This is a genomic window from Flavobacterium sp. U410 (assembly GCF_053570605.1).
The window spans coordinates 26587-50153 of record NZ_JBSEFI010000024.1 but is presented as its reverse complement, the minus strand read 5'-3'; the positions used below and the strand labels follow the sequence as shown (position 1 = coordinate 50153).

Here is a 23567-nt window from a genome sequence, read left to right as displayed (position 1 = left end):
ATACTTTAATTTATAACGTAATTAAATCCTAAATTAGCATTAGCAAATTTCCCAAAAGAAAAAGTTCCTTTGATATAAAACTTACTAATAAAATAATTAACAGATAGTTCCCCCATATAATTGAATTTTGTCTTTTCAAGCTGAGGAAGCAAATTATTGATAGCTATTGCATACGGAGTAGGTTCTGACGTACTCCCTCCTACTTCATACTTAAAATCACTAACATTAGTAATAAAACTACCCATAATTTCAAAATGATTAATTTCTTTTGAAGCACTCAACTGAAGATGATATGTATTTACAATTCCTGTAAAACGATTAAATCCTAAATTTCCAAAGCTTGTCTCTGCATCTATAAAATCAAAACTTATATCTTCATTAGAATACATTACCATAGCTGCTAAATTGATTTTTTTTGCTTCTAAAGAAGAAAAATATTGACTGAAATTATGCTTTAATCCCAAACCAAAAACCTGATAATCTCCTTTTTTTAATTTAGTTCGTGTCGAGTATTTCCCCATGATTTCAAAACCATAAGGCAACACCAAACCCACTCGTAAATAAGGATATACGACGGTTTCTTGATTGATTCCCTGAGGAGTTTTAAATCGAATTTGCTCACCATTTAAATCCCCTGTCAAATAGACCTGATCTTTATTCCCTAAAGCTGTTGGAACTGTCGCACTCGAAGCATTTTCAATTTCAAAGAACTGAAGATCGCTGTTATTGATTTGAAAAGTCCGATCGCTGTTAGGAACAAAAAAAACATTTCCATAAATTCCTGCCTCTACTGTCCATTTCTCTCTTTTTTTAACAGTACTCATCCAAGCAGAAGAAGCTTGATAAACAGCTCCATCTGTTGCAGGAATTATATATTTCTCTGAATAGAAAAGGGCATCTGATAACAGATACCCTATTTCTTGACTTAACGTTGATTGAGCCTTTAGTTTTAAAAAACCTAGCATCATCAAAGCCATTATAATATAATTAAACCTACGCATCAATTTTTGCATAAGCCGCATTTTTTTCAATAAATTCTCTACGAGGCGGAACCTCATCTCCCATTAACATAGAGAAAACTCTATCTGCTTCCGTTAAGCTATCAATAGTTACTTTACGAAGCGTTCTAAACTCCGGATTCATTGTTGTTTCCCAAAGCTGCTCAGCATTCATCTCTCCAAGACCTTTGTAGCGTTGTACACCAGCGCCATTTCCTAGCTCTGCTGAAATTCTATCACGTTGTTCATCTGACCATGCGTATTCTTTCTTGTTTCCTTTTTTAACCATATATAATGGCGGAGTTGCAATATAAACGTGACCTTGCTCAATAAGATCTTTCATGTATCGGAAGAAGAATGTCAAAATCAAAGTAGCAATGTGACTACCATCGACATCGGCATCACACATGATTACCACTTTATGATAACGCAATTTAGTAAGATTCAAAGCTTTACTATCTTCCTCTGTTCCAACAGTAACTCCTAAAGCCGTGAAAATATTACGAATCTCTTCGTTTTCAAATACTTTGTGTTGCATCGCTTTTTCCACATTCAAAATCTTACCACGCAATGGTAAAATAGCTTGAAAATTTCTATCACGCCCTTGTTTTGCAGTTCCACCTGCCGAGTCACCCTCTACAAGGAAAATTTCACATTTTTCCGGATTTTGTTCTGAACAGTCTGATAATTTACCTGGCAATCCACCGCCACCCATTACGGTTTTACGTTGCACCATTTCACGTGCTTTTTTAGCAGCGTGGCGTGCTTGGGCAGCCAAAATTACTTTTTGAACAATGATTTTAGCATCATTTGGATTTTCTTCCAAATAATTCTCTAACATTTCAGCAACAGCCTGAGATACCGGAGATACTACCTCACGATTTCCTAATTTCGTTTTGGTTTGCCCTTCAAACTGAGGTTCAGCCACTTTTACCGAAATAATAGCCGTTAAACCTTCACGGAAATCATCTCCTGAAATTTCGAATTTTAATTTATCTAATAATCCCGAAGCATCAGCATATTTTTTCAACGTACGAGTTAATCCCATACGGAAACCTTGTAAATGCGTACCTCCTTCGTGAGTGTTGATATTATTTACATAAGAAAAGATATTTTCAGAATAACTATCGTTGTAAATCAAAGCTACTTCAACAGGAATTTCGCCTTTATCGTTTTCCATTGAAATAACATGACCAATTATTGGCACACGATTTCCATCTAAAAACTTAACGAATTCCTTAAGCCCTTCTTCCGAATGAAATACATCCGATTTAAATTCGTCTTTCTCATTTTTTTCTCTTCTATCAGTTAGTGTAATTGTAATTCCTTTGTTCAAGAAAGACAATTCACGCAAACGAGCAGCAAGTGTTTCGTAAGAATACTCTAAAGTTTGTTGGAAAATGGTTCCATCTGGTTTAAAGGTAACCATCGTACCTCTTCTATCCGTAGTTCCAATTTGTTTTACTGGATATAATGCTTTACCTCTTTCGTATTCTTGTTCCCAAATTTTTCCTTCACGAAAAACTGTAGCTTTTAAATGGTCTGACAATGCGTTAACACACGAAACCCCTACTCCGTGAAGACCTCCTGATACTTTATAGGAATCTTTATCAAACTTACCTCCGGCACCAATTTTAGTCATTACCACTTCCAAAGCAGACACTCCTTCTTTTTTGTGAATGTCAACCGGAATACCACGACCGTTATCTTCTACCGTTATAGAATTATCTTCATTAATCGTTACAAAAATAGTATCACAATGTCCGGCTAAAGCCTCGTCAATTGAGTTATCTACCACCTCATAAACCAAGTGATGTAAACCTCTAACTCCAGTATCCCCGATGTACATAGAAGGACGCATTCTTACGTGCTCCATTCCCTCTAAAGCCTGAATACTATCAGCCGAATAATTGTTTTTCTTTACTTCTTCACTCATATCTAATTGCTTAAATTCTCTTCTTTATCTATTAAACAGACAAATATAAGTAATAAGATAAAAAAAATATCCTAAAGAATTGCAATTTATCGGTAAGTTATTAACAAACTTTCTTCTTACTACTAAAAAAACAAACGCCGAGACATTTCTGAATCGGCGATTATTAAAACAAACTATAACCATAAAAAAATTAAACGGTCAATTTAGAGGCATCCTTAGTAGCAATTGAAACATCTGCTTTCACGTGCGCTGCATTGGCTCTTCCACTCGGATCTTGGTTCGCCTGCCACTTAGGAATCCACTTGCGTACAGTTTGTGCTGCACTTTGCTGTGGAAAATGTTTATGGAATATACTTCTGTAATAGAAGGCTTCCTTAGTTAATGGTGTGTTATACGGGAACAACTCGGCTGCTTTTGCAAATTCCTCATCACTTACTTGCGACTCGCAATACTCAATTAAAGTATCGATCCAGTTGTAACCTACACCATCTGAAAATTGTTCTTTTTGACGCCATAAAACCGATTCTGGTAAATAAGGTCTTTCAGGTGTATCAAATGCTTTACGCAAAATATATTTTTCTACACCTTCGTACGTTTTAGGCTGTTTTTCTTCCGGCTTAATTTTAATAGCCAATTCCAAGAAAGCTTTGTCTAAAAATGGAACACGAGCTTCTAATCCGTGAGCCATTGTTGATTTATCCGCTCTCAACAAGTCGGCAGTAAATAATTTTTGAACTCTTTCAATGGTTTCTTTTTGGAATTCTTCAGCTGACGGCGCATTACGGAAATACAAATATCCACCGAAAATTTCATCAGCTCCTTCACCAGACAACACCATTTTAATTCCGGTTTCCTTGATTGCTTTCGACATAAAATACATTGGCGTACTTGCTCTAATCGAAGTCACATCATAAGTTTCTAAATGCCAAATCAGTTTTTCTAAGTTTTGAATTCCTTCTTCAACAGTGAAATAAAACTCATGGTGTTCTGTTCCAATGTAATCGGCTACTTTACGAGCTGCAATTAAATCGGGCGCTGTTTCATCTAATCCAATCGAAAATGAATGCAATACTTGTTCGCTTCCTTCTAATAATCTTTTGGCAATTGAAGACGTTAAAGACGAATCTAATCCACCTGATAACAATACTCCAAACGGAACATCAGCCATTAAACGTTTTTTAACTGCTTCAGTTAACGATTCGCGAATAGCCGTATAATCGACTTCTTCTACCGCTTTTGCAGCATCTTCCCATTCTGGTTTGTAATATTTAACAAAACCTGTTTTTTCAGTATAAAAATGTCCCGGAGGAAAAGTTGAAAATGTAGTGCATTGATCGGCGATAGCTTTCATTTCACTAGCAAAGTAGTAACGCCCTCTATCGTCAATTCCGTAATACAAAGGCTTAATTCCGAGCGGATCGCGTCCGGCAATAAAATCGTCTCCGTCTACCACCACGAAAGAAAACATTCCGTCTAAATAATCGCAAAAATCATAACCAAATTCTTCATACAAGTGCACAATTACCTCAGAATCTGAAGTGGTTCTGAATGTGTGGTGCTTTAGAACAGTTTCTCTCAAATGCTTGTGATTGTAAATCTCTCCATTGTGAACCATCCAAGCCGAAGAAGTCCCCTGAATAGGTTGTTTTCCCGTACGTAAATCTACAATTGACAGTCTTTCGTGAGCCAAAATATGTCCCGCTTCGGTTACATGAATATCACTTTCATCCGGACCACGGTGAGTCATTCTTTTAGAAAGCTGTTTTACTAAAGCCTCATCTTTTCCTTTTCCTATAACTGCTAAAATACCACACATACTATTGTTAACTTTATTTTTTTAATATTTATCTGCTTATATCATTATTTTGATGAAGCAAAGTTGGCTGTTTTACTTTTTTTTATAAAGCAGTTTTAAATTATAGATTACAATTTAAAACATAGAAACAGTTTTTTATTAAAAAAACAAATTAAAACTAATAGTTTTAGTTATGATAAATTACAAATTTTAAATTTTCAGTTTATTCTTTAAAAATAGTTCCGATAAAAAAGGACTACTTATTCTATTTTCAGAATTTTATATTTTGAAGTATTAAAAGCAAACTCCTCGCCTACTTGTTTTCCTTTCATAGCAGAACCGATGGGCGATTCTAAAGACAACGGAACCACTTTGACAACATCAAAAGTAGCTTGAGGCAAAGCCGTGCCTACAAAAAAAATAAAAGTTTCCGTATAGACCAAACTCCCAACAGCTACCATTTTATTTTCTTTAGCACTATCAATGCTATCCAAAATATTCTTTTGCTCTAAAGCTTCTTTTATTTTTTGATTTAACTTTTCTTGTTCCAAATGCATCATTGACAAAGCTGTTTCATGTTTATCTCCGGCTGAACCTTTAGCATCATTTTGAGCATCTTCGGTCAAATCAGTAATTTGCTTACGCAAAGTTTTTATTTTCTCTTCGAGATGTTGTGTGTAATGAGAAAGTATTTTTTGTTTGAAAGTCATAGTATAAAATTAACCACAAAGAACACTAAAAAATACAGTGAACACCAAAATTTTCTTGGCGAGCTTTGTAGATTTTACTTTGTGTCCTTTATGGTTATCTATATTAAAATTTGAAAAAATTAATAAGATTTAGCTCCGCCGAACTTACGTTTCTCGACTCCGCTCGAAATGACAAAAAATTTAATTTTTAAAAATCGAACTTATAGTTGGCTCCTAATAAAATTTGAATTCCTTGAACCGGATAATTTGCCCAACGATTGTATTGTTGGCTTGCCAAATTATTTCCTTTTAAGAAAGCAGTCAAACGGTCGTTGTATTTGTAGCCAACATGCATATTTAAGTCGAAATAGCTATCTAAAGTTACTTCTTCTGTTGTGAAAATTGGTGGATAAACAGCTGCTAAACTTTGCACAGAAACCATATCTTTTCTTTCGCCTACAAAAAATATTTTTGCTCCTGTATACCATTTTTCATTGATATCAACATCTACTGTTGTACCTATTTTCAATTGTGGTAAATTCCAAGCTTCAGTGGCAAATTCTGTAGAATAATTGTTATACCTTCCGTTGATTCCTAGACTTACACTTTTTGAAAAATCAGCTTTTAGTTCCCCGAAAATACTTAGCGTTTTTACGTTATCATAAGTCACACCAAAAGAATTTCCATACGTATAGCCAGTATTAGCATTTCCAAAAACATAAGGATTACTCATAAAAAGTGCCTTTCCATCTTCATTATTGTATGAACCTCTTACGTTAAAAGCAACAGAATTAGCCAATTTCCCTTTTAAACCCACATAAATATCATATTTATTATCTGTTGGAGCTACTAAAAGCGTTGGTGACACAAACGGATTTTGGTCTACAAAATCGGCATACGAATTTTGGTTTAAACCACCTTCTGCACCGGCATATCCAATTAAGAAGTCGCCTACAATTTTATACGACGCTTTTACATTAGGATACACAAATACTTTGCTGTCGCTTGTTCCGTTATATTTTCCTGTTGTATAAAACACTCCGGCTCCTAACTGAACGGATAAATCGTCTTGTTGGTATAAAATATAAGGTTTTGTTCCGAAAATAATGTTGCTATAGGTTATATCAGAAGTTCCTTCAAAATCTTTATCAAAACTTCCTCCCACATAATCAATCACAAAATTGGCTTTGATTTTTTGATCCATCACGTCAATATCGAAATTAGGTTTTACAAAAAATCGATTTTCACCTGAACTCAAACCATCTGAAAAACGTTTGAACTGCAAACTTACTCCACTGAAATAACTGTCTGTTAAATTCAATTTTCCGCCTAAAGCAATGGTGTTGTAGGATTGTTTTTCATCAATTCCATTAATCATTTCGTCAGTAAAAATGATGTTTTCAGTCGGTAAACCATACCAATTGTTGATTTGGTTTTTAATTCCTAAATCGATGTTCCAACTCATATCGCGATCGCGAGAACCGTAGGTTACATCTAAACTGGTATTCGCATATTTGTCATCCAAAACTACATCTTTGATTCCGCCTTGCGAAGACAAATGACGTAACATTCCGCCAATATAACTATTGCGTCCGAAGTTTTCGGTGATAAACAATTCGCCATTTATGGTTGGATAATTTCCAAAACCTAAAGTAGCATAATTGCGGTATAATTTTTCTTTTTCCGCTTTGTCTACTCCCGCTGCTTTCCCTTTAGCCGGTGTAAAAGTAGAAGCTACCGGAAAAGAAAAAATATTGTATTCGATAGGTTCTTTTTGTGTATTGTCTTCGTCGTCAATAACTGGCGTTTCTTTTATTTTAAATGCATCAGAAATGGAAGGCGTATAAGGTTTCACCACATTTACCACTTCAGAACCAATGTTTTCTTTTTCTTGCGCTAAAGAAAATTGGCTCACTAATAATGCTGTAGTTCCTAATAAATATATTTTGAAGTTTTTCATCTGTTTTCTCAGTTGTATATTATAAGTTAACCTCTATAAGTTTTAGATACTGAAACAAGTTCAGCATGACATATTAGTTTGTAATAGATGAATTGGTTTTCGCTTCTTCTGCTTTTATGGTTGCCAATTCTGTTTGAGCTTCCTCTACTACATCCGGATAATCGGTGAAATTTTTGGTCACACTTTCTAAAATGTAAGTGGCCTGGAAACTATCTTTTAATCCGTAAAAGTTTTTAGCCATTACCACTAAACCTTTGGCTCCATAATATTTATATCCTGAATAATCTTTTGCTAATTTTTGAACTGCTTTATTTGATTCTTCAAATTTTCCTTCTTTATTTTTGAAATAGGCATCGTAAAACAAGGCTTCAGCAGCCAATTCTCCTTTGGCTATTTTCAACAAATCGGCATAGGCTTTTTTCGCTTTTACCTCATCGTTATTTTTAATTGCCGAACGTGCAATGATAATTTGAGCATCACTTTTGATTCGGTCATCTGTTTTTTCATTTGCTAAAACTTTATCAGCGTATACAACAGCCTTAGTATAATTTTGCTTTTCATAATACGCTTTCATTAAATTAGATTGCGCATAGGTTATATTTTGCGGATAATCAGCTTCATTTTCCAAACGTATCAATACAGGAATGGCTTTATCGTAGTCTTTTGCTTTTAAATACACTTGACTTAAACGTGCCAATGCTTGCTCTGTAAACTCATTACGCGGTTGACTAATTACATATTCGTAATGTTTAGTTGAATTGCTTTCTAAACCATCTGCAAAATACAATTGAGCCAAATAGAAATTAGCATGTAACGCATGTAATCCGTTCGGGAATTTGGCTACATAACTACTAAATCCTGAAATAGCTTGTTTGCTATTGTTCAACAAATATTGTTTTTCTGCCGATTCATAGGTTGTATTATCCAAATCAGCATCTGAAACTTCCACAAAACTCAAGGTTTTCACCCATTCTGAATATTCGTCTACTCTACCGTTATCTACATAAATCAAACGCGCTGTAGAAACTGCCTGAATTGATTCCGGAGAATTTGGAAATTCAGCCACCACTTTTTTGAATTTGGTTAAAGCCGGTTCCGGTTTATTGTTGTTGTAATAAATCAGACCTTGTTTCAAAATAGATTTAGAAACAAAAGAACTACTCGAATAATTGGCAATCAATTTGTCGTAAGATGCAATCGCTTTTGATTCGTTATTTTCGTTTACATACGTATTTCCTAATTCATACAACGCATCATCGGCATATTGTGAAGAAGGATATGTTTTGATGAATTTTTCTAAATCTTCAATTTTTCGATCATTTTTACCTACGAAACCATAACTGATTCCTTTTTGGAAAGCCGCATAATCTTTACTCACACTATTCATTTCAATAGCTTTGTTGTAAGCATCCATTGCCGGCCAATATTTCGCAGAAATAAAATTACAATCGCCCAAACGCAAATAAGCATCTACTTTTCTATTGTTGTCGTTTTTAACTTCAGCCAAGAAATTAGTGTAATATTTAATGGCGTTATCGTAATCTTTCAGTTTGAAATAAGCATAGGCTAAATTGTACTGCGCATTTTTAAATTCAGGAGTTGAAACCGCTTCATTGTAACCCAAAAACTGTTTGTAGCTCAACATCGCTTCATTGTATTGTTCCAAATTGTATTCGGTTTCCGCTTTCCAATAGATAGCGCGCGCCGTGAATTTGGCATCTTTATTTTCAGCAATTGATTTTTTAAACAAATCGAAAGCCCCTTGATAATCGCCATCCGTAAACAATTCTAAACCTCTGTAGAACGCTACTTTTTGGTAAGCTAAACGATTTTCTGCTGATCTGTTTTTTTCCAACAACACTAAAGCTTCCGTATAATTTTTAGACGTGATATACGAATCAATTAGCAGATTGTTGATTTCTTGTTTGAATGACGTATTCGGATATTTATCTAAATACGATTTCAATACTTCCGGAACCGATTGGTACGGATTTCCAATTTCGTAACTTAATTTTGCATAATTCAAAAACGCATCTTCCTGAATTTTTAAGTCAAAATCCATTTCAGAAGCCGTTTTGAACGCATTTAACGCTTCTTGTTTTTTGTTGGTTTTCAAATAACATTCTGCCAAATGATAATAGGCATTTTGAGCTACATGATCATTTCCGTTGATAATTTTATTGAATTGCCCAATAGCATTTTCGTAATCATTTTGCTTGTAATAGGTATAACCCAATTGGTAAAAATCGGTGTTATTCCATTTTCCTTGTTTTCCTCGGTAATCCAATAAATAAGGAAGCGCTTTATCGTATTGTTTTAAGTTAAAATAACTTTCGCCAATAATTTTAGACAATTCGCTTTTTTCCTGCGGACTTGATTTGGGCATTTGCTCCAAACCTAAATCAATTGCTTTTTGGAAGTTCCCCAGCTTAAAATTCATATCTGCTTGGAAATACCCCATTTTTTCTTTGTATTTGTCTTGGTCAGAAACCTGATCAAAATATTGATTTGCCGATTTATAATCGTCGGTTTCATAAGACATATAGCCTAAATAATATTTTGCTTGACTTCCGTAAGTAGCTGAATTAACCACTTGATTCAAGTATTTCTGAGCGTCTTTGGTTTTCTTTAGTGTAAAATAAATGTAACCTTTTTGAAAGTTATATTTTTCGCGATCAGCATTAGACATATTGCTTGTATCGGCTTTATCAAACCATTCCAAGGCTTTAGGATAACTTCCTTCGTTAAAATAATAATGTGCAACTTCAATATAGGCTTGATTTTGTTTAGTACTGGTTGGATAGTCTTCTACAAAGTTTTCAATAAGTCTATCTGCACCATATTGATTTAAGTGGATAGCACAATTGGCGATATAGTAAGCACAATCGGCTTGTACATCCTGATTTTTGATTTGGTTTTTAACTTCTTCAAATATAATTTGAGCCGACTGATATTGTTGGTCTTTATACAACTCAATTGCTCTGTCAAACTCTTTCAATTCATTTGTGTAAATAGCGGTTTGCTGTGAAAAAAGCAATGCCGGACTTCCCATGAATAAAAGGGATGCAAGTCTGATTTTCTTGATCATTAGAATTTGTTTTTGGTAATAGTTTTCAAAGATAAGGTTTCCTAATTGTATTAACGAAAAGTGTTAATAGATTATTGTAACAATTTATTAACTGAAAAATCAAAATCAAATAAAATGCCAAGAATTAGTAAAAGGCAGCTTTTTTTAAACTTACACAATAAATAAAATTTTGTAACCGAAAATTTAGTTACTACTTTTACAGCAAAATCCGTAATAAATTATGTCGACAAGCATTTTAACTTTAAAAGACGTTACTATTTATCAAGAAAAAAATCCGGTTTTAACGAATATTAATTTAGATGTTAAACGTGGTGATTTTATTTATTTAATTGGTAAAACCGGTGCCGGAAAGAGTAGTTTTTTAAAGACTTTATATGCTGATTTGTCCTTAACAGAGGGCGAAGGTACTATTGTTGATTATGAACTTAACGGATTGAAGGAAAAAGATATTCCTTATTTGAGACGAAAATTGGGTGTTGTTTTTCAAGATTTTAAATTACTTCCGGACAGAAGTGTTAAAGAAAATTTACTTTTTGTTTTAAAAGCTACCGGTTGGGTTGTAAAAGAAGAAATGGATGTGAAAATTGATGAAGTTTTAGAAAAAGTAGGTATGAAAAACCATCAAAATAAAATGCCTCATCAACTTTCGGGTGGAGAACAGCAGCGTATTGCTATTGCCAGAGCTTTATTGAATAATCCTGATTTAATTTTAGCTGACGAACCTACCGGAAACTTAGATCCGCAAACGAGTGTGGAAGTAATGGAATTGTTACGCAAAATTAACGCCAACGGAAAAACCATCATCATGGCGACTCACGACTATGCTTTACTATTAAAATATCCTTCTAAAACGTTGAAATTTGATGAAGGAAAAGTATTTGAGGTGGTTCAAAGAACGGTTTAATTTTCCGATTCTTTTTTATAGTAATGTGGGTTTTCTTTAATTCCCTTTTTAAATATTTTTCGAATTCCCATTCGAAAGAAAGTATCTACTTGTAAAACTACATCTGCTACTTTATTTTCAGGTCTTCCTCTGAAGGAAGTTACATGAAACGTATCGTCTTGTCGCACAGGGACGCTAGAAAAATAATAGTTGGAAATGCAACGACGTTCTACATTTTCGACTACGGGAGAAACCGAATGCAACGAATTATTATGAGTTGCCATCACAGCCAATCTATTGAACTTACTTTCAATTACTACCGGTTTATTTTTTAATCCACTGGGCCAAAGTTCTAAATTTCCTCCATTTTCTAATTTCCAATTTGGTGTAACATAATACAACAGATTCAATACACGCCATCTTTCACGGTCTTTATCGTGAGAATTGTCTAAATGCGGATTTAAGAACTGATCTCTCTTCATCAAAGAAATACCGCCTGCATATAATTTTTCGTCAGGAAAAATATGTTGTAATTCTGTAATTTCAGAAACTAGGCGAACGATTCTTTCGTCTTGAAAAGCATAAATAGTTTCTTCTAAAATTGAATCGTATTGATTCATTTGAACACCAATAAATTTATCTTCTCTCAAACTTTTTTTCAGAACCATTTGGTCTGAATTTGGAAATTTACCGGCTAATCGGGTTGCTAATTCATTAGGCAATAAGTCATCTACAAAAAAACAGCCTATTCCCGCAGCAGACTTTTCAAATTCTTCTTTTAGGTAGTCTTTGTTTTGTTTTATTTTGGATACAATTATATCGGCAATTTCAACTCTGTTCATCAGAAAAAATTTATAACCAAATATACAAAATCAATCAATGGTATTCATTGTTTTTCTTCATATATAGTTTTTGAAGAAACTCATCAATTTTCAAAACACTTGTAGCATCATTTATTTGGTTTTCCAGTATATTTTTTCTTTTTTCAATGTCAAGAGAAGAATATGGCTGTTGATTCAAAAGTGTTATTTTTTCTTTTAATGTTTCCTTATTTTGAACTACAGAACATATCGAAACAACGGCTTCATCATCAATTATATTTTCATTAATAATGGAATGACGAGAATTGAATAATGCATTCATTAATTTCAACTTAGTTCCCGATTTTTGAAACGACCAGGAAATACAGATATGCGCTTTCCCCAATACCTCTTTTAAATGTTCAAAATTCTCTAATAATATGAACTGTATATTCTGTTGCTCTTTAATTTTCTTTTTTATAAAATCTTGATGACTTCCTGAAGCTATAACCAATTTTGAATTTGGTATTTCTTTAAAAACGTCTATTAAGTAAGAGGCTACTCTTCTGTTATCGGCTGTGGTTAAATCGCCATGGTATAACACATAATCCCCATATTCTGAAAGTTCAGCTACTTTCTCATTTCCATGGAAAACAGGAACGTAAAACGAGTTGCTATTCATAGTTAAAGCATACTCCTGTTCATAATTTGACAAAGTAAAAACTGCATCAAATTGCTCAAGAATCCTTTCGTATTTAGCATATCTTTTATATTCAATATAGAAAAGTATTTTTTTCAATAAAGAGGTCTCACTATTTGCAATTCCTTTAAAGTAAAGATGCTCTATATTGTGATAGCGCAATAATTTGATTCTGCTTTTTAATCTGACGTCTTGTAATAAGCAAGTAGTCTTAAGACTTTCAAAAAGGATCGGCGCATTATTCTTCAGCAGATTTTTAACCAAATCAGAGTTACTTCTGGAAATTACAGAAATTGGCAAACTGCTCCATAAATGAAACCATTTAGGTTTAGCTTCATAGAAATAGACAGACGCTGTAATTTTTTGAAGTTCTATTGATAACTCAGGTACTTCAGTTACAAAACAATGCAAATGAATTTTATATCCTGTTTGATGTAAAGCCCTAATTTTGTAATAAACATCAATTATACCACCATAAGAAGGCGGGAATGGATTATCAAAAGTAACTATATTCAGAATCTTTTCTTGCATGAGTGATCAAAAATACTACTTTTGTTACTATTATTGATTTTAAAATTGAAATCATTTTTAATGCCGAAAATTTCTGTTGTCATACCGCTTTATAATAAAGAGCTTGTTCTTAAAAACACTTTAACATCTGTTTTAGCACAGGAGTTCACTGATTTTGAAGTTGTAATCATTGATGATGGTTCTACGGATAATTCGAGTAGTATTGCAACGAGCTTTACAGATTCCAGAATTCGGTATTTTAAAACAGAAAACCAAGGTGTTTCTGTTGCCAGGAATTCAGGTATTCAAAAATCTGAAAGTGAATTAATTGCTTTTTTAGATGCTGATGATTTTTGGTTCCCTAATCATTTAACTGAATTGTATCAACTATATCTTGATTTTCCAAATTGCGGCATGTTCTCTAGCCGATATACTAAAAAAATATCAGATAAAAAGTTCACTACAAATTACTTTGTTAATCTTCCTGAAGAGTATTATGGGATAATACCAAACTTTTTTGAAGCCAATTTTGTCGACCGAATTATTACTTCTTCTTCTGTTTTAATCCCTAAAAAAATATTGAATCATGTTGGTGGATTTAACAAAAATGTAAACAGTGGAGAAGATACTGAACTTTGGACAAAAATTGCCATTCAATACCCTGTAGCTATTCATAATAAAGTTACTGCAATTTATCACTTTGAAATTTTAGATTCTCTTTCTAAAAATAATATTTCTTCAAAAAAAATATTTGGTTTTGATCAATTTAAGGACTTTGAAAAGGACAATCTTAGTTTGAAAGCTTTCTTGGATATTTATAGAATTGAATATGCTCTACAATTTAGAATTGCAGGACTCAAAGATAAATCAAAGAGATTACTAAAAGAGGTTACCACTAAAATCCCAACTAAAACAAAGTTTTTACTGTTGCTTCCTCCATGGCTTTTAAAACGCTTTTTAACTATTAAACACTGGCTGAGAAAGAAAGGAATTGACTTTACGGTTTATCATTGATTTTTATACTTTACGAAATCATCGAAATCACGGATATAATCCTCTTCTTCGAACACTTCTGAGGCAATGACCAAGCAAACGGCTCCCGAGGAAAAATTCTTTAATTCGCGCCAAATGCCATTGGTAATCAACAATCCTTCATAAGGTTTGTTTAGAGTTACTACTTGTTCTTCTTTTGCATCATTCAAGACTACATCAAAACTACCGGAAAGTGCAATTAAGAACTGTTGTAATTTTTTATGCGCATGTCCGCCACGCTCAGCTCCGGCAGGAACATCATATAAATAATATACTCGTTTAATTTCAAACGGAATAAGATCTTTTTCTACAACAGAAAGATTTCCTCTTCTCTCTTCTATTTTAGGTATCGATATGCGTTCTATATTCATTGTAATACATTTAACCAGTCTTTTAAAACTGTATTTTTATGAAATGGAGTAACACTTGAAACTGCATTTTTTTTACAATAGTTGTAAAGTTTTTTGTCTTCAACAAAAATATTCATTTTATAAATCAATTCTGTAAAATCTTGGTCTTTTACTAAAAGCCCATTATATTCACTTTTAATAATTTCCGAAGGTCCGCTTTCACAATCAAAAGAGATCACAGGAACTCCTAACTGTAACGCTTCTACAAGAACCAACCCAAACCCTTCATACTGACTGCAAAGCACTAAAAATTGGGCCTTTTTCACATAAGGAAACGGATTGTTTTTAAATCCTAAAAAATGAACTTTATCTTGTATTTTCAAATTGACAGCTAGTTCTTTCAAGTTATTTCTTTCAGAACCATCTCCGACTATCACTAAATCTATGTTATTTGATGGCAAAACGGAAGCTGCATAACTTCTTAATAATCGGTCAAATTGTTTTAAAGGAACCAATCTTCCTACTGCAACGATATAATTTTCACAAAGAAAGTCTTTTTTTTCGTTACCTAAGGGAAATACAGTTTCCTCATTTACAAAATTATAAATGACTTGTGCTTTTTTAAAAAGATATTTTTCTTCTATATTCTGTTGTATACTTTTTGAGACAGTAACTACTTTAAAAACTTTTTTAAATATTTGTTGGGCTACCCAATTATTTGAAGTGAAATAATGTTCTAATTTAGCACTATGAACAGTATAAATAACTTTTGTTTTAGTGTAAATTCCATTCAAAAAAAATAGTTCCATTAATGGATTTAAACGATATCTAAAATCTATAATATAATCAAACTGTTGTTTTTTAAGTAAACTCTTGAGCTTAATATATTTTACAATTTTAGAATATATTCCGAGATTATGAAGTTTTCCGGAATAATCATAACTTATTTTATTTTCCAAAACAATTACGTGAACTTCAAATTGAGATTGAGTCAATAAATGGCTTGTTTCACTTAGCATTTTTTCTAAACCTCCATCAGCCATTGTGTAACCTACTAAAGCTATTTTCAGTTTCTTTTTTTGAGTATTACTCATTATTGTTTCAGGTTTCTTAATTTAGCATAAAAATAAGTTTTAAAAGCTAATATGCAAAATTTACCTTTAGTCACTGTTATTTGCATCTCTTACAACCACGAATCTTTTATTGAGGAGGCTCTAAATTCTGTTTTAAATCAGACTTATCCTAATATTGAATTGATCATTACAGATGATGGTAGCAACGATGGTTCTCAAAAAGTGATCAAGAACTGGCTTTTAAAACATCCAACGATCCGATTTATTCCTAACTCTGAAAATATAGGAAACACCCAAACATTTAATAATGCTGTTCAATTTGCTCAAGGCGATTATATCATTGATCTTGCCGCCGATGATATTTTATTGGAACATTGCATTATGAGTCAAGTTTCTACTTTTTTACATTCTACCTTTAAAAATTTAGGTATTGTTTACGGTAATGTTATTCAGTTTGACGAAAATGGAGATTTCCCTAATCCCTATTACACTGACAAGGATAAACCTGAAAGTGGAAATATCTATCCTATGGTAATTAGCGAACGTGTAAAAATCTGTTCTGTAGGTTCTATGGTAAAAAAAGAAGTTTTTGAAACTGTTGGTTTTTACGATGAAAATCTGGCTTACGAAGATTTGGACTTGTGGATAAGATCTTCCAGAGTTTTTGATTTTGAATACATTCCGGAAATTTTAGTAAAAAAGCGAGAATTGACTAATTCTATAAGTGCTCAATTTCAATTGAAATATAGTAAAAGAAGTAAAATCATTCAACTTTCAACTTTACAAATATTAGAAAAGGCTTTCCGGCTTAACACAAGTAAATCAGAATATAAATTACTTTTAAATAGAATTAAAAATGAGCTGATGAAAGCGGTCCACATTAGAAATTTTTACATTTTTCCTAAACTTATGATCCTTTATACAAAAACATTTTTGAACTCTCTTTGATTTAACAACTTATGGTAGAAATGATTAATCATACAATTTTACTTTTCGGCGGAAAATTTTATGTATTAGAATTAACTTTTTGGTGCATTTCTCTTTTTATTTTAAACTCTTTGATTGAAAAAAACAGTATAAGATTTATAACTTCTTTTTTATCCAGTGCATGGATCATACTTCAACTTTCCTCTTTATATTTTACTCAAACCTTTATAGGCTATCGTTTCTTTGTTCATTTGAACTTGAGAGGAATTGATTCCATGCTGGGATTATATATTCCACAACTAATTCTATTTATTATAAGTTTAATTCTCATATTCTATACTCTCTATAAATCTAAGTTTATTTCCTCCTTTGTTGGGAAAAAATTACCATTTATAAAGTTATATCAACAAAAAATAGTTTTATTAATCATCACATTTGTTTTACTTTCTTTTTCTTTATGGAAGGGACATTTTTTAGAAGATACTCGATCTTTATTTCTAGTCTTCACTACTAATTCTGAAAATTTCAAAGCTGTTTTAGAAAGAAATAATATGAATAGTTATGTATCTCCTAATAGAATACAAGCTAAAAAAGGAAAAAACATAATTGTTATTTCATTAGAATCTTTTGAAAGAAGCTTTTTGGAAGAAGATAAATTCAGAGAGCTAACCCCTAATTTAAGAAATTTAAAAAATAACTGGAATTATTTACAATTAGAACAAAATCACGGAAGTGACTGGACAAGTGGCTCTTTATACTCCTATTTGACAGGGTTTCCCGCTTTTTTTGGTGTTTATGGAAACTCTATCTTCCAAACTTCATATCATTCTGACATTTCAAGTATTTCACAGGCTTTGAATATTGCGGGATATAATACCATTTACATGAATGGAAATACAGATCACTCTGGTGTAAAAGAAATGCTCAATGTTTTTGATTTTAAAGAAGTTATTGATAACAAAAATGTAGAAGAGAAAGAATTTGAGAGTGATTATGGTCTGAGAGACAAAGATTTATTTGATATTGCAAAAAGAAAAATCCTCGAAGAGGAAAAGAAAAATGAAAATTTTGCATTATTTATTTCTACAACAGATACTCATTTTCCGGATGGAATTTACGATTCACGGATGGAAAAAGTAGTTTCTAAAAAGAAGAATGATTACGACTTTATGTTGGCTTCTGTCGACTATATGGTTGGTGATTTTGTAAAGTTTTTGGATAATAAAAAGCTATTAGAGAATACCGTTGTTTATATTTTTCCGGACCATCTTAAAATGGGAGATCCTTCAATTTTTGAATATCCTGAAGAAAGAGGGCTATATGTTTTATCTAATTCCTCTTTTAACAATAATAAGGGAATTCCGATTTTTCAAATTGATTTACCTAAAATCATTTTGAATGGTGCTGACGTAAAGCATAACATGATCTTTTTTACTGATTATTTAAAAAACATAAGTGATAAAAATCAATATATCAAAGAACATTTGAATGAAATTACAGCTATTAACACTAGTGGTTTTTTACGTTATGATTCCAAATTTGTTGATTTGACTTTTAATCCGGCCTTGTACAACAAAATAAAAAAAGATACTTCTCGTTTCATTGCGCACGCCGGAGGCACTATAAAAGGCTTTAGTTATACTAATTCGCTTGAAGCTCTTAACTTATCATATAATAAAGGCTTTAGACTCTTTGAACTTGATATTATGAAAACTTCAGATGGAGAATATGTTGCTGTACATGGTTGGGATGAATGGAAAGACAATACCAATTTTTCCGGAGAAATTCCTGTATCACTTAACGAATTTCGCAAACATAAAATTCATAATCAATTTACTCCTTTAGATTTAAAGACAATAAACAAATGGTTTTCAGAGCACAAGGATGCTATCTTAGTCACTGATAAAATCAATGAACCTGAACTCTTTGCAAAACTCTTTGTCGATAAAAAGCGACTCATGATGGAACTCTTTGATATAGAAGCTGTAAAACAGGGGATCAAAACAGGAATTTTATCAGCCATGCCTTCTAACAATATTATAGATCAATTAAAACCTGAAGATTTAATTTCTTTGAAAAAGATGGGCGTAAAAAATATTGCTGTTTCCAGACGTTTCATTTACATTAATCCAGAATTGCTACAAGAATGTCTAAAAGTAGGAATTGAGCCTTATGCTTACCATATTAATTTTGATCCGGGAATAGATGAAGACTATGTTTTAAAATATGAGATGGAATTTTTCTATGGAATTTATGCCGACAAATGGGATTTTAAATAACTTTCTTTAATAATTGTAAAGAATTCCAAAACGCTATTGCAAGAGTAATCCAAACTACAAAATTTTGAAATGTAAAACCAAAAAAACTGACGCTAACTAATGCGATCAATACCAATATTAGTGCTACAAAAATAGTTTTCAATGTATCTTTTCTAAATTCAAATTCGTATTTAGAAACTGCTACATAATAATTATATAAGAATGATACTAAGAACATGCCCGTAATCGCTATTCCTATTCCATTTAGTCCTAAAAAATGAACCAAGACAAGAGAAAGAATAACATGTATTACATCTGATAAAATATTTTGTTTAAAATACTCAAATTTATCTCCTTTTACTAAAGGAATAAAACCTAAAGGCCAAACTACTGCTTTCAAAATTACACTTAGTAATCCTATGTGCAAAATCTTTAAAACTTCCAAAAATTGTTCTGAGTATAAAAGTTTTAATAATAATGGAGAACCCAAATATAAAAACAATATGGCGGGCAAAACTATTGACAGAGCGACTTCTGTTTGGTCATTAATTAAATCGTTAAACTTCTTTTTATCAGTTTCATAATTGCATAATCTAGGATAAAAATCATTTGCCATTGTTGTAAAAACCAAACCTAAATAACTCACAAGAAAAGTATTTCCTACTTGATAGAGTCCTAAAATCTCAAGAGAAAAGTATTCTTTTAAATACCATCTTATAATATAAAAACAAATTTGCCCAAGAATACCGCTCAAAGATAGCAGCAGTCCTAACTTTACCATTGGTAAGCCTTGACTTAAAGCTGTCTTTAAAGAAACGGATGAAGTCTTGTAATTTCTTGTAAAAAAAAGACTCAGAATAAAACCTATAAATGCAGTTCCGACAAAAACAGGTATAATACCATTAATTCTCCATAAATAATAAAAACATACAGCGAGTAAAGATGATAAAACACTTAAAATCAAATTGTACTTAACAATATACAATATTTTCTTTTTTCCTTGTAAAACTGCTAACCGAATAGATGAAACAGAAGTAAATAAAAAATAAAGACTGAGTGCTACTATTTCACTTTGATAACTAGTTGTTTCAAATACTTCTAAACTTATTTTTTTGGAAAACAAAAGTGATAAAACAACCCCTAAAACTCCTGATATCCAAGACCATTTGTACAAAATTTGCAATAATTTTGATTCTTTAGCGTTTTCTTCTTGAGTACTATCATCAACTAAAGCTACTTCTCTAACACTACTTGCTGGTAAACCAAAAACTGTTACACTTTGAATAAGTGTTAAAATATTTTCTAAAAGTCCTATTATACCTATTCCAGCAGAACCTAAAAAAATAGCCGCAAATTTATTAGTGACCAATCTTACTCCAATGGTAACAAGTTGGGAGATTCCAAAGAAACCAACGTTTTTAAATATAATTCTATGAAAGCCTCTTTTTTCCATCAAATATGACAACCGATTTTCTTATACTGCTCCTTAAATTGTTTAACCCATTGTTTCCATTCTTCAATATACAATTCCGATTTACTACTTATTAATAATACTTTTTCTATCTTTTCAACACTTAAATCTTTCGATAAATCTTCCTTAAAAAAATCACTTTCTCTTAACCAAAAGTTATTTAATGTAACGTTAAAATCATGTATTGAAAAATCGGAAAACTCTGTCTTTGAAAAAGATGATGATACAAAACCGGTTTTTAAAACCTCATTATCGCTCCTCCCAAAATGAATTTGATGCTTTGTAGCATATTTCAATGCATTTAAAATTTGAAACTTTTCATCAACATTCTCCATAGCTTCCTCCCATATTGCTAAAAAATAATCTTTTTTAAAAATAGCTCCGGCTACCGAATAATATTGATAAAAAGCCAATTCTTTTTGCAAACTATAAAAACCTATTTTCTTCATTATGACTCTCCAAACCGGATTATATTTCATAAAAACCATTTGGTATAGTAATGAATTAGCTCTTAATTCCGGTTGATAAGAAATCCACTTTCCCTTAGTTAATAAATCTTTACCTATTAATGATCGGTTTCCAAGCCAAATAAGCTTAAAAAGTTCTATCCTATATTTTTTTATGAATTGTTCTAAGCTTTCAATATCAATATTTTGTGTAAACCAAAAGTCTTCTTCTAATATTAAAAAATAATCAGAGCTTTTTTTAGCAGCTTCTAACCAAAACTGAGTGGGTATTTCCCTAGAAAAGTCAAATTCATTTTTTAAAATTTTCGTTGCCTTTTCTTTGGCTTTTCCGGATGTTAACAGCTCCACTCGAGGGTACTTTTCTCTAATTTTCTCTAAATATAAATTGGGTGTTCCGTCATCTAAAATCAAAACCCTACCATTAAATCCTTGAACATGTTTAAAAATACTAAACAAACATCTGTCTAAATAATAAGCTCTATTGAAAGATTTTATTAGTATGTCCATTTATTTATAATTTCAATTATTGTTGCTATTTCTTCTTCTATTAAAGCTCCATTCATCGGCAAACTCAATACTTCTTTATGAATTTTTTCAGTAATTGGAAACGATAAATGATTCCATTCTTTTAGCGCTTTTTGTTTATGTGGCGGAATCGGATAATGGATCATGGTTTCTATTCCATTTTCCTTTAAATATTGTACTAATTCCTCGCGATTTTCTGTACGAATCACAAATTGATGAAACACATGATTATTAGTTTGATTCCAATGCGGCAACACAATTTTCGGATTTTTAATTTCACTTAAATATCTTTTAGCAATTGCTCTTCTAACTTGGTTTTCCTGATCTAAAAAAGGTAATTTAATACTGAGGAAAGCCGCCTGTAATTCGTCTAAACGAGAGTTTACTCCGATGCGTTCATTCTTATATTTTCTTTTCGAACCATAATTGTGAAGTTCATACAGCACTTCTGCTAATTCCGAATCATCAGTAGTTATAGCTCCTGCATCGCCTAAAGCTCCTAAATTTTTTCCCGGATAAAAGCTATATGTTTTTGTAGCTGCATAATTTAATTTATTAGTACTAACAGCTCCATGAGCTTGAGCCGCATCTTCAATCACTAGCAAATTATGACGTTGGGCAATTTGTAAAACAGCTTCCATTTCGGCTAATTGCCCATATAAATGAACCGGTAAAATCACTTTAGTTTTTGAAGTTATTTTGGCTTCAATTACATCGGGATTGATGTTGTAAGTTTCCAATTTTGGTTCGACTAAAACCGGAACCAAATCGGCTTCCAAAACCGCTAAAATAGTTGCGATATAGGTATTTGCCGGAACAATGACTTCATCTCCTTTTTGAATTTTCCCTAATTGAATATATGCTTTTAAAGTCAGTACCAAAGCATCTAAACCATTACCAACGCCAATGCAATGTTTGGCTTGACAATACGTTGCAAAACTGTTTTCAAAAGCCTGAACTTCATCCCCTAAGATGTACCAACCTTTAGCTAAAAACGCATTGAACTTCTGTTGAAATTCAGTTTCAAATGGTTGATTGAGTTTATGTAAATCGAGAAATTTTATCATAACATAACCTCTTTTAATTCTATAAATTTTGATGTTTCAAATCGATAAAAACTTTGAGCTATAGTTCTGGCTCCGAAACTTTCTTTCCAAAACAATAAACCATGATTGATATTTTTACCTTGATTTTCGTTAGAAATCCCAAAGTCAAAATATTTTTTAGTAACAAAAACATTAGAAATTAGATAATCATGTAAAACATCCAGACTTTCTAATCTCCCTAAAACTTTATTCCCCGAAATATATTGTGAATGTACTACTTTTTCAGTTTCAAAAACCGTCGTTCCTGCCACAATTTTGTTTTCTTTATAAATATTAAATTGTCGAATGTTTTTGGGAAATCTACTTTTCAACAACGTAATTTCTTCTAAACTATGAACTGGTTTTGATTGGTGTTTCTCTTTTAAATTAGGGATTAATATTTTATTCCAAAATTCAGAAAATTCTTCAACCTCTTTAATTTCAAATTCTTCTGCTTTACCCTTTGAAATTTCCTGTTTTCTACTTTGAGAAAATTTAAAATCAGAATTCAAATCTATAACCGAAAGCGTATCTCGTCTTGTTAATTTTGCATCCAAAAGAAAAGCTAAATATTCTAATTCATCGGAAGGAAATTGAGCGTAAATTGAAGGCAAAACCTTTATTTCTAAAAAATGAATACCTTGTTTGCACAAAAAACTCAAGACTTCTCGTATAATTTCTATATAATCAGAAAGTTTACATTTTTTGTCAATAATAATTCCGCCGTAAGTCAACCCTTGATGTGAAAAAACTACATCTCCTGTTCTATTAGCCGGAAGTAATGCTTTTATATTATTTTTTTCATCAAAAACCAGTAGTGAAAAATCATCAAACCGATCTTGATGATACTCCATAAAATCTCGGAAGAACAAAAAAGTAGCATTCTTGGCTTTAGAAACAAATTGATTCCAAATGGTATAGTATTTAGAAGAATATTTTACTACCGTATAATTTTTCAAATGAGTAGAATTAAAGCCGAAAATTAAGAATAATAAACCGAGTAGTAAAACGAAAGTATTA

At 31.9% G+C, this 23567-nt stretch carries 18 protein-coding genes; 4 read left to right on the top strand and 14 right to left on the bottom strand.

Annotation, left to right across the window (positions count from 1 at the left end; all coding sequences use genetic code 11):
• Positions 1 to 5 precede the first annotated feature (5 nt).
• The 6 genes from ACUSJC_RS14525 to ACUSJC_RS14500 all read right to left on the bottom strand — a co-directional run bounded on the left by ACUSJC_RS14525 (position 6) and on the right by ACUSJC_RS14500 (position 10466).
• On the bottom strand, positions 6 to 1013 hold the full coding sequence (locus tag ACUSJC_RS14525; RefSeq protein ID WP_449270285.1) for a DUF6588 family protein: 1008 nt from the start codon (positions 1011 to 1013) through the stop codon (positions 6 to 8).
• Entirely contained in the window at positions 994 to 2934 is a 1941-nt protein-coding gene (gyrB, locus tag ACUSJC_RS14520; protein ID WP_449270284.1) for a DNA topoisomerase (ATP-hydrolyzing) subunit B, read from the bottom strand. The genes ACUSJC_RS14525 and gyrB overlap by 20 nt, the downstream gene beginning before the upstream one ends.
• 190 nt (positions 2935 to 3124) lie before the next feature.
• Positions 3125 to 4750 carry an asparagine synthase B gene (asnB, locus tag ACUSJC_RS14515; protein WP_449270283.1) on the bottom strand — a complete coding sequence of 542 codons (1626 nt, stop codon included), beginning with the start codon at positions 4748 to 4750 and terminating at the stop codon, positions 3125 to 3127.
• A gap of 239 nt (positions 4751 to 4989) precedes the next feature.
• Positions 4990 to 5439: a hypothetical protein gene (locus tag ACUSJC_RS14510; RefSeq protein WP_449270282.1), complete on the bottom strand. Its 450-nt coding sequence runs from the start codon at positions 5437 to 5439 to the stop codon at positions 4990 to 4992.
• A 187-nt stretch (positions 5440 to 5626) separates the two neighbouring features.
• Positions 5627 to 7378 (bottom strand): TonB-dependent receptor, encoded by a 1752-nt coding sequence (locus tag ACUSJC_RS14505; RefSeq protein ID WP_449270281.1) that lies wholly within the window; start codon positions 7376 to 7378, stop codon positions 5627 to 5629.
• A 73-nt stretch (positions 7379 to 7451) separates the two neighbouring features.
• Positions 7452 to 10466 (bottom strand): tetratricopeptide repeat protein, encoded by a 3015-nt coding sequence (locus ACUSJC_RS14500; RefSeq protein WP_449270280.1) that lies wholly within the window; start codon positions 10464 to 10466, stop codon positions 7452 to 7454.
• A gap of 220 nt (positions 10467 to 10686) precedes the next feature.
• Here ACUSJC_RS14500 and ACUSJC_RS14495 point away from each other — a divergent pair, with 220 nt between their 5' ends.
• A complete protein-coding gene (locus tag ACUSJC_RS14495) occupies positions 10687 to 11370 on the top strand; it encodes a cell division ATP-binding protein FtsE (protein WP_449270279.1) in 684 nt (227 codons plus the stop codon).
• Here ACUSJC_RS14495 and ACUSJC_RS14490 read toward each other — a convergent pair.
• Both ACUSJC_RS14490 and ACUSJC_RS14485 read right to left on the bottom strand, forming a co-directional pair.
• Positions 11367 to 12191 (bottom strand): 2OG-Fe(II) oxygenase, encoded by an 825-nt coding sequence (locus ACUSJC_RS14490; protein ID WP_449270278.1) that lies wholly within the window; start codon positions 12189 to 12191, stop codon positions 11367 to 11369. The genes ACUSJC_RS14495 and ACUSJC_RS14490 overlap by 4 nt on opposite strands.
• 34 nt (positions 12192 to 12225) lie before the next feature.
• Positions 12226 to 13380, bottom strand: a complete 1155-nt coding sequence (locus ACUSJC_RS14485; protein ID WP_449270277.1) for a hypothetical protein — start codon at positions 13378 to 13380, stop codon at positions 12226 to 12228.
• Positions 13381 to 13440: 60 nt separating this feature from the next.
• Here ACUSJC_RS14485 and ACUSJC_RS14480 point away from each other — a divergent pair, with 60 nt between their 5' ends.
• A complete protein-coding gene (locus ACUSJC_RS14480; RefSeq protein ID WP_449270276.1) occupies positions 13441 to 14373 on the top strand; it encodes a glycosyltransferase family 2 protein in 933 nt (310 codons plus the stop codon).
• On the opposite strand, the gene ACUSJC_RS14475 is transcribed toward ACUSJC_RS14480, so the two are convergent.
• Positions 14367 to 14762 (bottom strand): sugar 3,4-ketoisomerase, encoded by a 396-nt coding sequence (locus tag ACUSJC_RS14475; RefSeq protein ID WP_449270275.1) that lies wholly within the window; start codon positions 14760 to 14762, stop codon positions 14367 to 14369. The genes ACUSJC_RS14480 and ACUSJC_RS14475 overlap by 7 nt on opposite strands.
• On the bottom strand, positions 14759 to 15835 hold the full coding sequence (locus tag ACUSJC_RS14470) for a glycosyltransferase (RefSeq protein WP_449270274.1): 1077 nt from the start codon (positions 15833 to 15835) through the stop codon (positions 14759 to 14761). Before ACUSJC_RS14470 ends, ACUSJC_RS14475 begins: the two co-directional genes overlap by 4 nt.
• A gap of 51 nt (positions 15836 to 15886) precedes the next feature.
• Between ACUSJC_RS14470 and ACUSJC_RS14465 the strand changes: the two genes are divergently transcribed.
• Together ACUSJC_RS14465 and ACUSJC_RS14460 are read left to right on the top strand one after the other, a co-directional pair.
• Entirely contained in the window at positions 15887 to 16762 is an 876-nt protein-coding gene (locus ACUSJC_RS14465) for a glycosyltransferase (RefSeq protein WP_449270273.1), read from the top strand.
• A 530-nt stretch (positions 16763 to 17292) separates the two neighbouring features.
• A complete protein-coding gene (locus ACUSJC_RS14460) occupies positions 17293 to 19020 on the top strand; it encodes a sulfatase-like hydrolase/transferase (protein WP_449270272.1) in 1728 nt (575 codons plus the stop codon).
• On the opposite strand, the gene ACUSJC_RS14455 is transcribed toward ACUSJC_RS14460, so the two are convergent.
• Genes ACUSJC_RS14455 through ACUSJC_RS14440 form a run of 4 tightly spaced genes read right to left on the bottom strand, consistent with a single transcriptional unit; the run spans position 19013 to position 23506 of the window.
• A complete protein-coding gene (locus tag ACUSJC_RS14455; protein WP_449270271.1) occupies positions 19013 to 20452 on the bottom strand; it encodes an oligosaccharide flippase family protein in 1440 nt (479 codons plus the stop codon). The genes ACUSJC_RS14460 and ACUSJC_RS14455 overlap by 8 nt on opposite strands.
• Complete coding sequence (locus ACUSJC_RS14450; protein ID WP_449270270.1) at positions 20452 to 21444, bottom strand: hypothetical protein; 993 nt, start codon at positions 21442 to 21444, stop codon at positions 20452 to 20454. Before ACUSJC_RS14450 ends, ACUSJC_RS14455 begins: the two co-directional genes overlap by 1 nt.
• Positions 21432 to 22529 (bottom strand): DegT/DnrJ/EryC1/StrS family aminotransferase, encoded by a 1098-nt coding sequence (locus tag ACUSJC_RS14445; RefSeq protein ID WP_449270269.1) that lies wholly within the window; start codon positions 22527 to 22529, stop codon positions 21432 to 21434. The genes ACUSJC_RS14450 and ACUSJC_RS14445 overlap by 13 nt, the downstream gene beginning before the upstream one ends.
• Positions 22526 to 23506 carry a GNAT family N-acetyltransferase gene (locus tag ACUSJC_RS14440; RefSeq protein WP_449270268.1) on the bottom strand — a complete coding sequence of 327 codons (981 nt, stop codon included), beginning with the start codon at positions 23504 to 23506 and terminating at the stop codon, positions 22526 to 22528. The genes ACUSJC_RS14445 and ACUSJC_RS14440 overlap by 4 nt, the downstream gene beginning before the upstream one ends.
• Positions 23507 to 23567: the final 61 nt, after the last annotated feature.

Coding starts and splice junctions, on each gene's coding strand:
- ACUSJC_RS14525 (WP_449270285.1), bottom strand. CDS start 1,013: ATGCAAAAATTGATGCGTAGGTTTAATTATATTATAATGGCTTTGATG.
- gyrB (WP_449270284.1), bottom strand. CDS start 2,934: ATGAGTGAAGAAGTAAAGAAAAACAATTATTCGGCTGATAGTATTCAG.
- asnB (WP_449270283.1), bottom strand. CDS start 4,750: ATGTGTGGTATTTTAGCAGTTATAGGAAAAGGAAAAGATGAGGCTTTA.
- ACUSJC_RS14510 (WP_449270282.1), bottom strand. CDS start 5,439: ATGACTTTCAAACAAAAAATACTTTCTCATTACACACAACATCTCGAA.
- ACUSJC_RS14505 (WP_449270281.1), bottom strand. CDS start 7,378: ATGAAAAACTTCAAAATATATTTATTAGGAACTACAGCATTATTAGTG.
- ACUSJC_RS14500 (WP_449270280.1), bottom strand. CDS start 10,466: ATGATCAAGAAAATCAGACTTGCATCCCTTTTATTCATGGGAAGTCCG.
- ACUSJC_RS14495 (WP_449270279.1), top strand. CDS start 10,687: ATGTCGACAAGCATTTTAACTTTAAAAGACGTTACTATTTATCAAGAA.
- ACUSJC_RS14490 (WP_449270278.1), bottom strand. CDS start 12,191: ATGAACAGAGTTGAAATTGCCGATATAATTGTATCCAAAATAAAACAA.
- ACUSJC_RS14485 (WP_449270277.1), bottom strand. CDS start 13,380: ATGCAAGAAAAGATTCTGAATATAGTTACTTTTGATAATCCATTCCCG.
- ACUSJC_RS14480 (WP_449270276.1), top strand. CDS start 13,441: ATGCCGAAAATTTCTGTTGTCATACCGCTTTATAATAAAGAGCTTGTT.
- ACUSJC_RS14475 (WP_449270275.1), bottom strand. CDS start 14,762: ATGAATATAGAACGCATATCGATACCTAAAATAGAAGAGAGAAGAGGA.
- ACUSJC_RS14470 (WP_449270274.1), bottom strand. CDS start 15,835: ATGAGTAATACTCAAAAAAAGAAACTGAAAATAGCTTTAGTAGGTTAC.
- ACUSJC_RS14465 (WP_449270273.1), top strand. CDS start 15,887: ATGCAAAATTTACCTTTAGTCACTGTTATTTGCATCTCTTACAACCAC.
- ACUSJC_RS14460 (WP_449270272.1), top strand. CDS start 17,293: ATGAATAGTTATGTATCTCCTAATAGAATACAAGCTAAAAAAGGAAAA.
- ACUSJC_RS14455 (WP_449270271.1), bottom strand. CDS start 20,452: ATGGAAAAAAGAGGCTTTCATAGAATTATATTTAAAAACGTTGGTTTC.
- ACUSJC_RS14450 (WP_449270270.1), bottom strand. CDS start 21,444: ATGGACATACTAATAAAATCTTTCAATAGAGCTTATTATTTAGACAGA.
- ACUSJC_RS14445 (WP_449270269.1), bottom strand. CDS start 22,529: ATGATAAAATTTCTCGATTTACATAAACTCAATCAACCATTTGAAACT.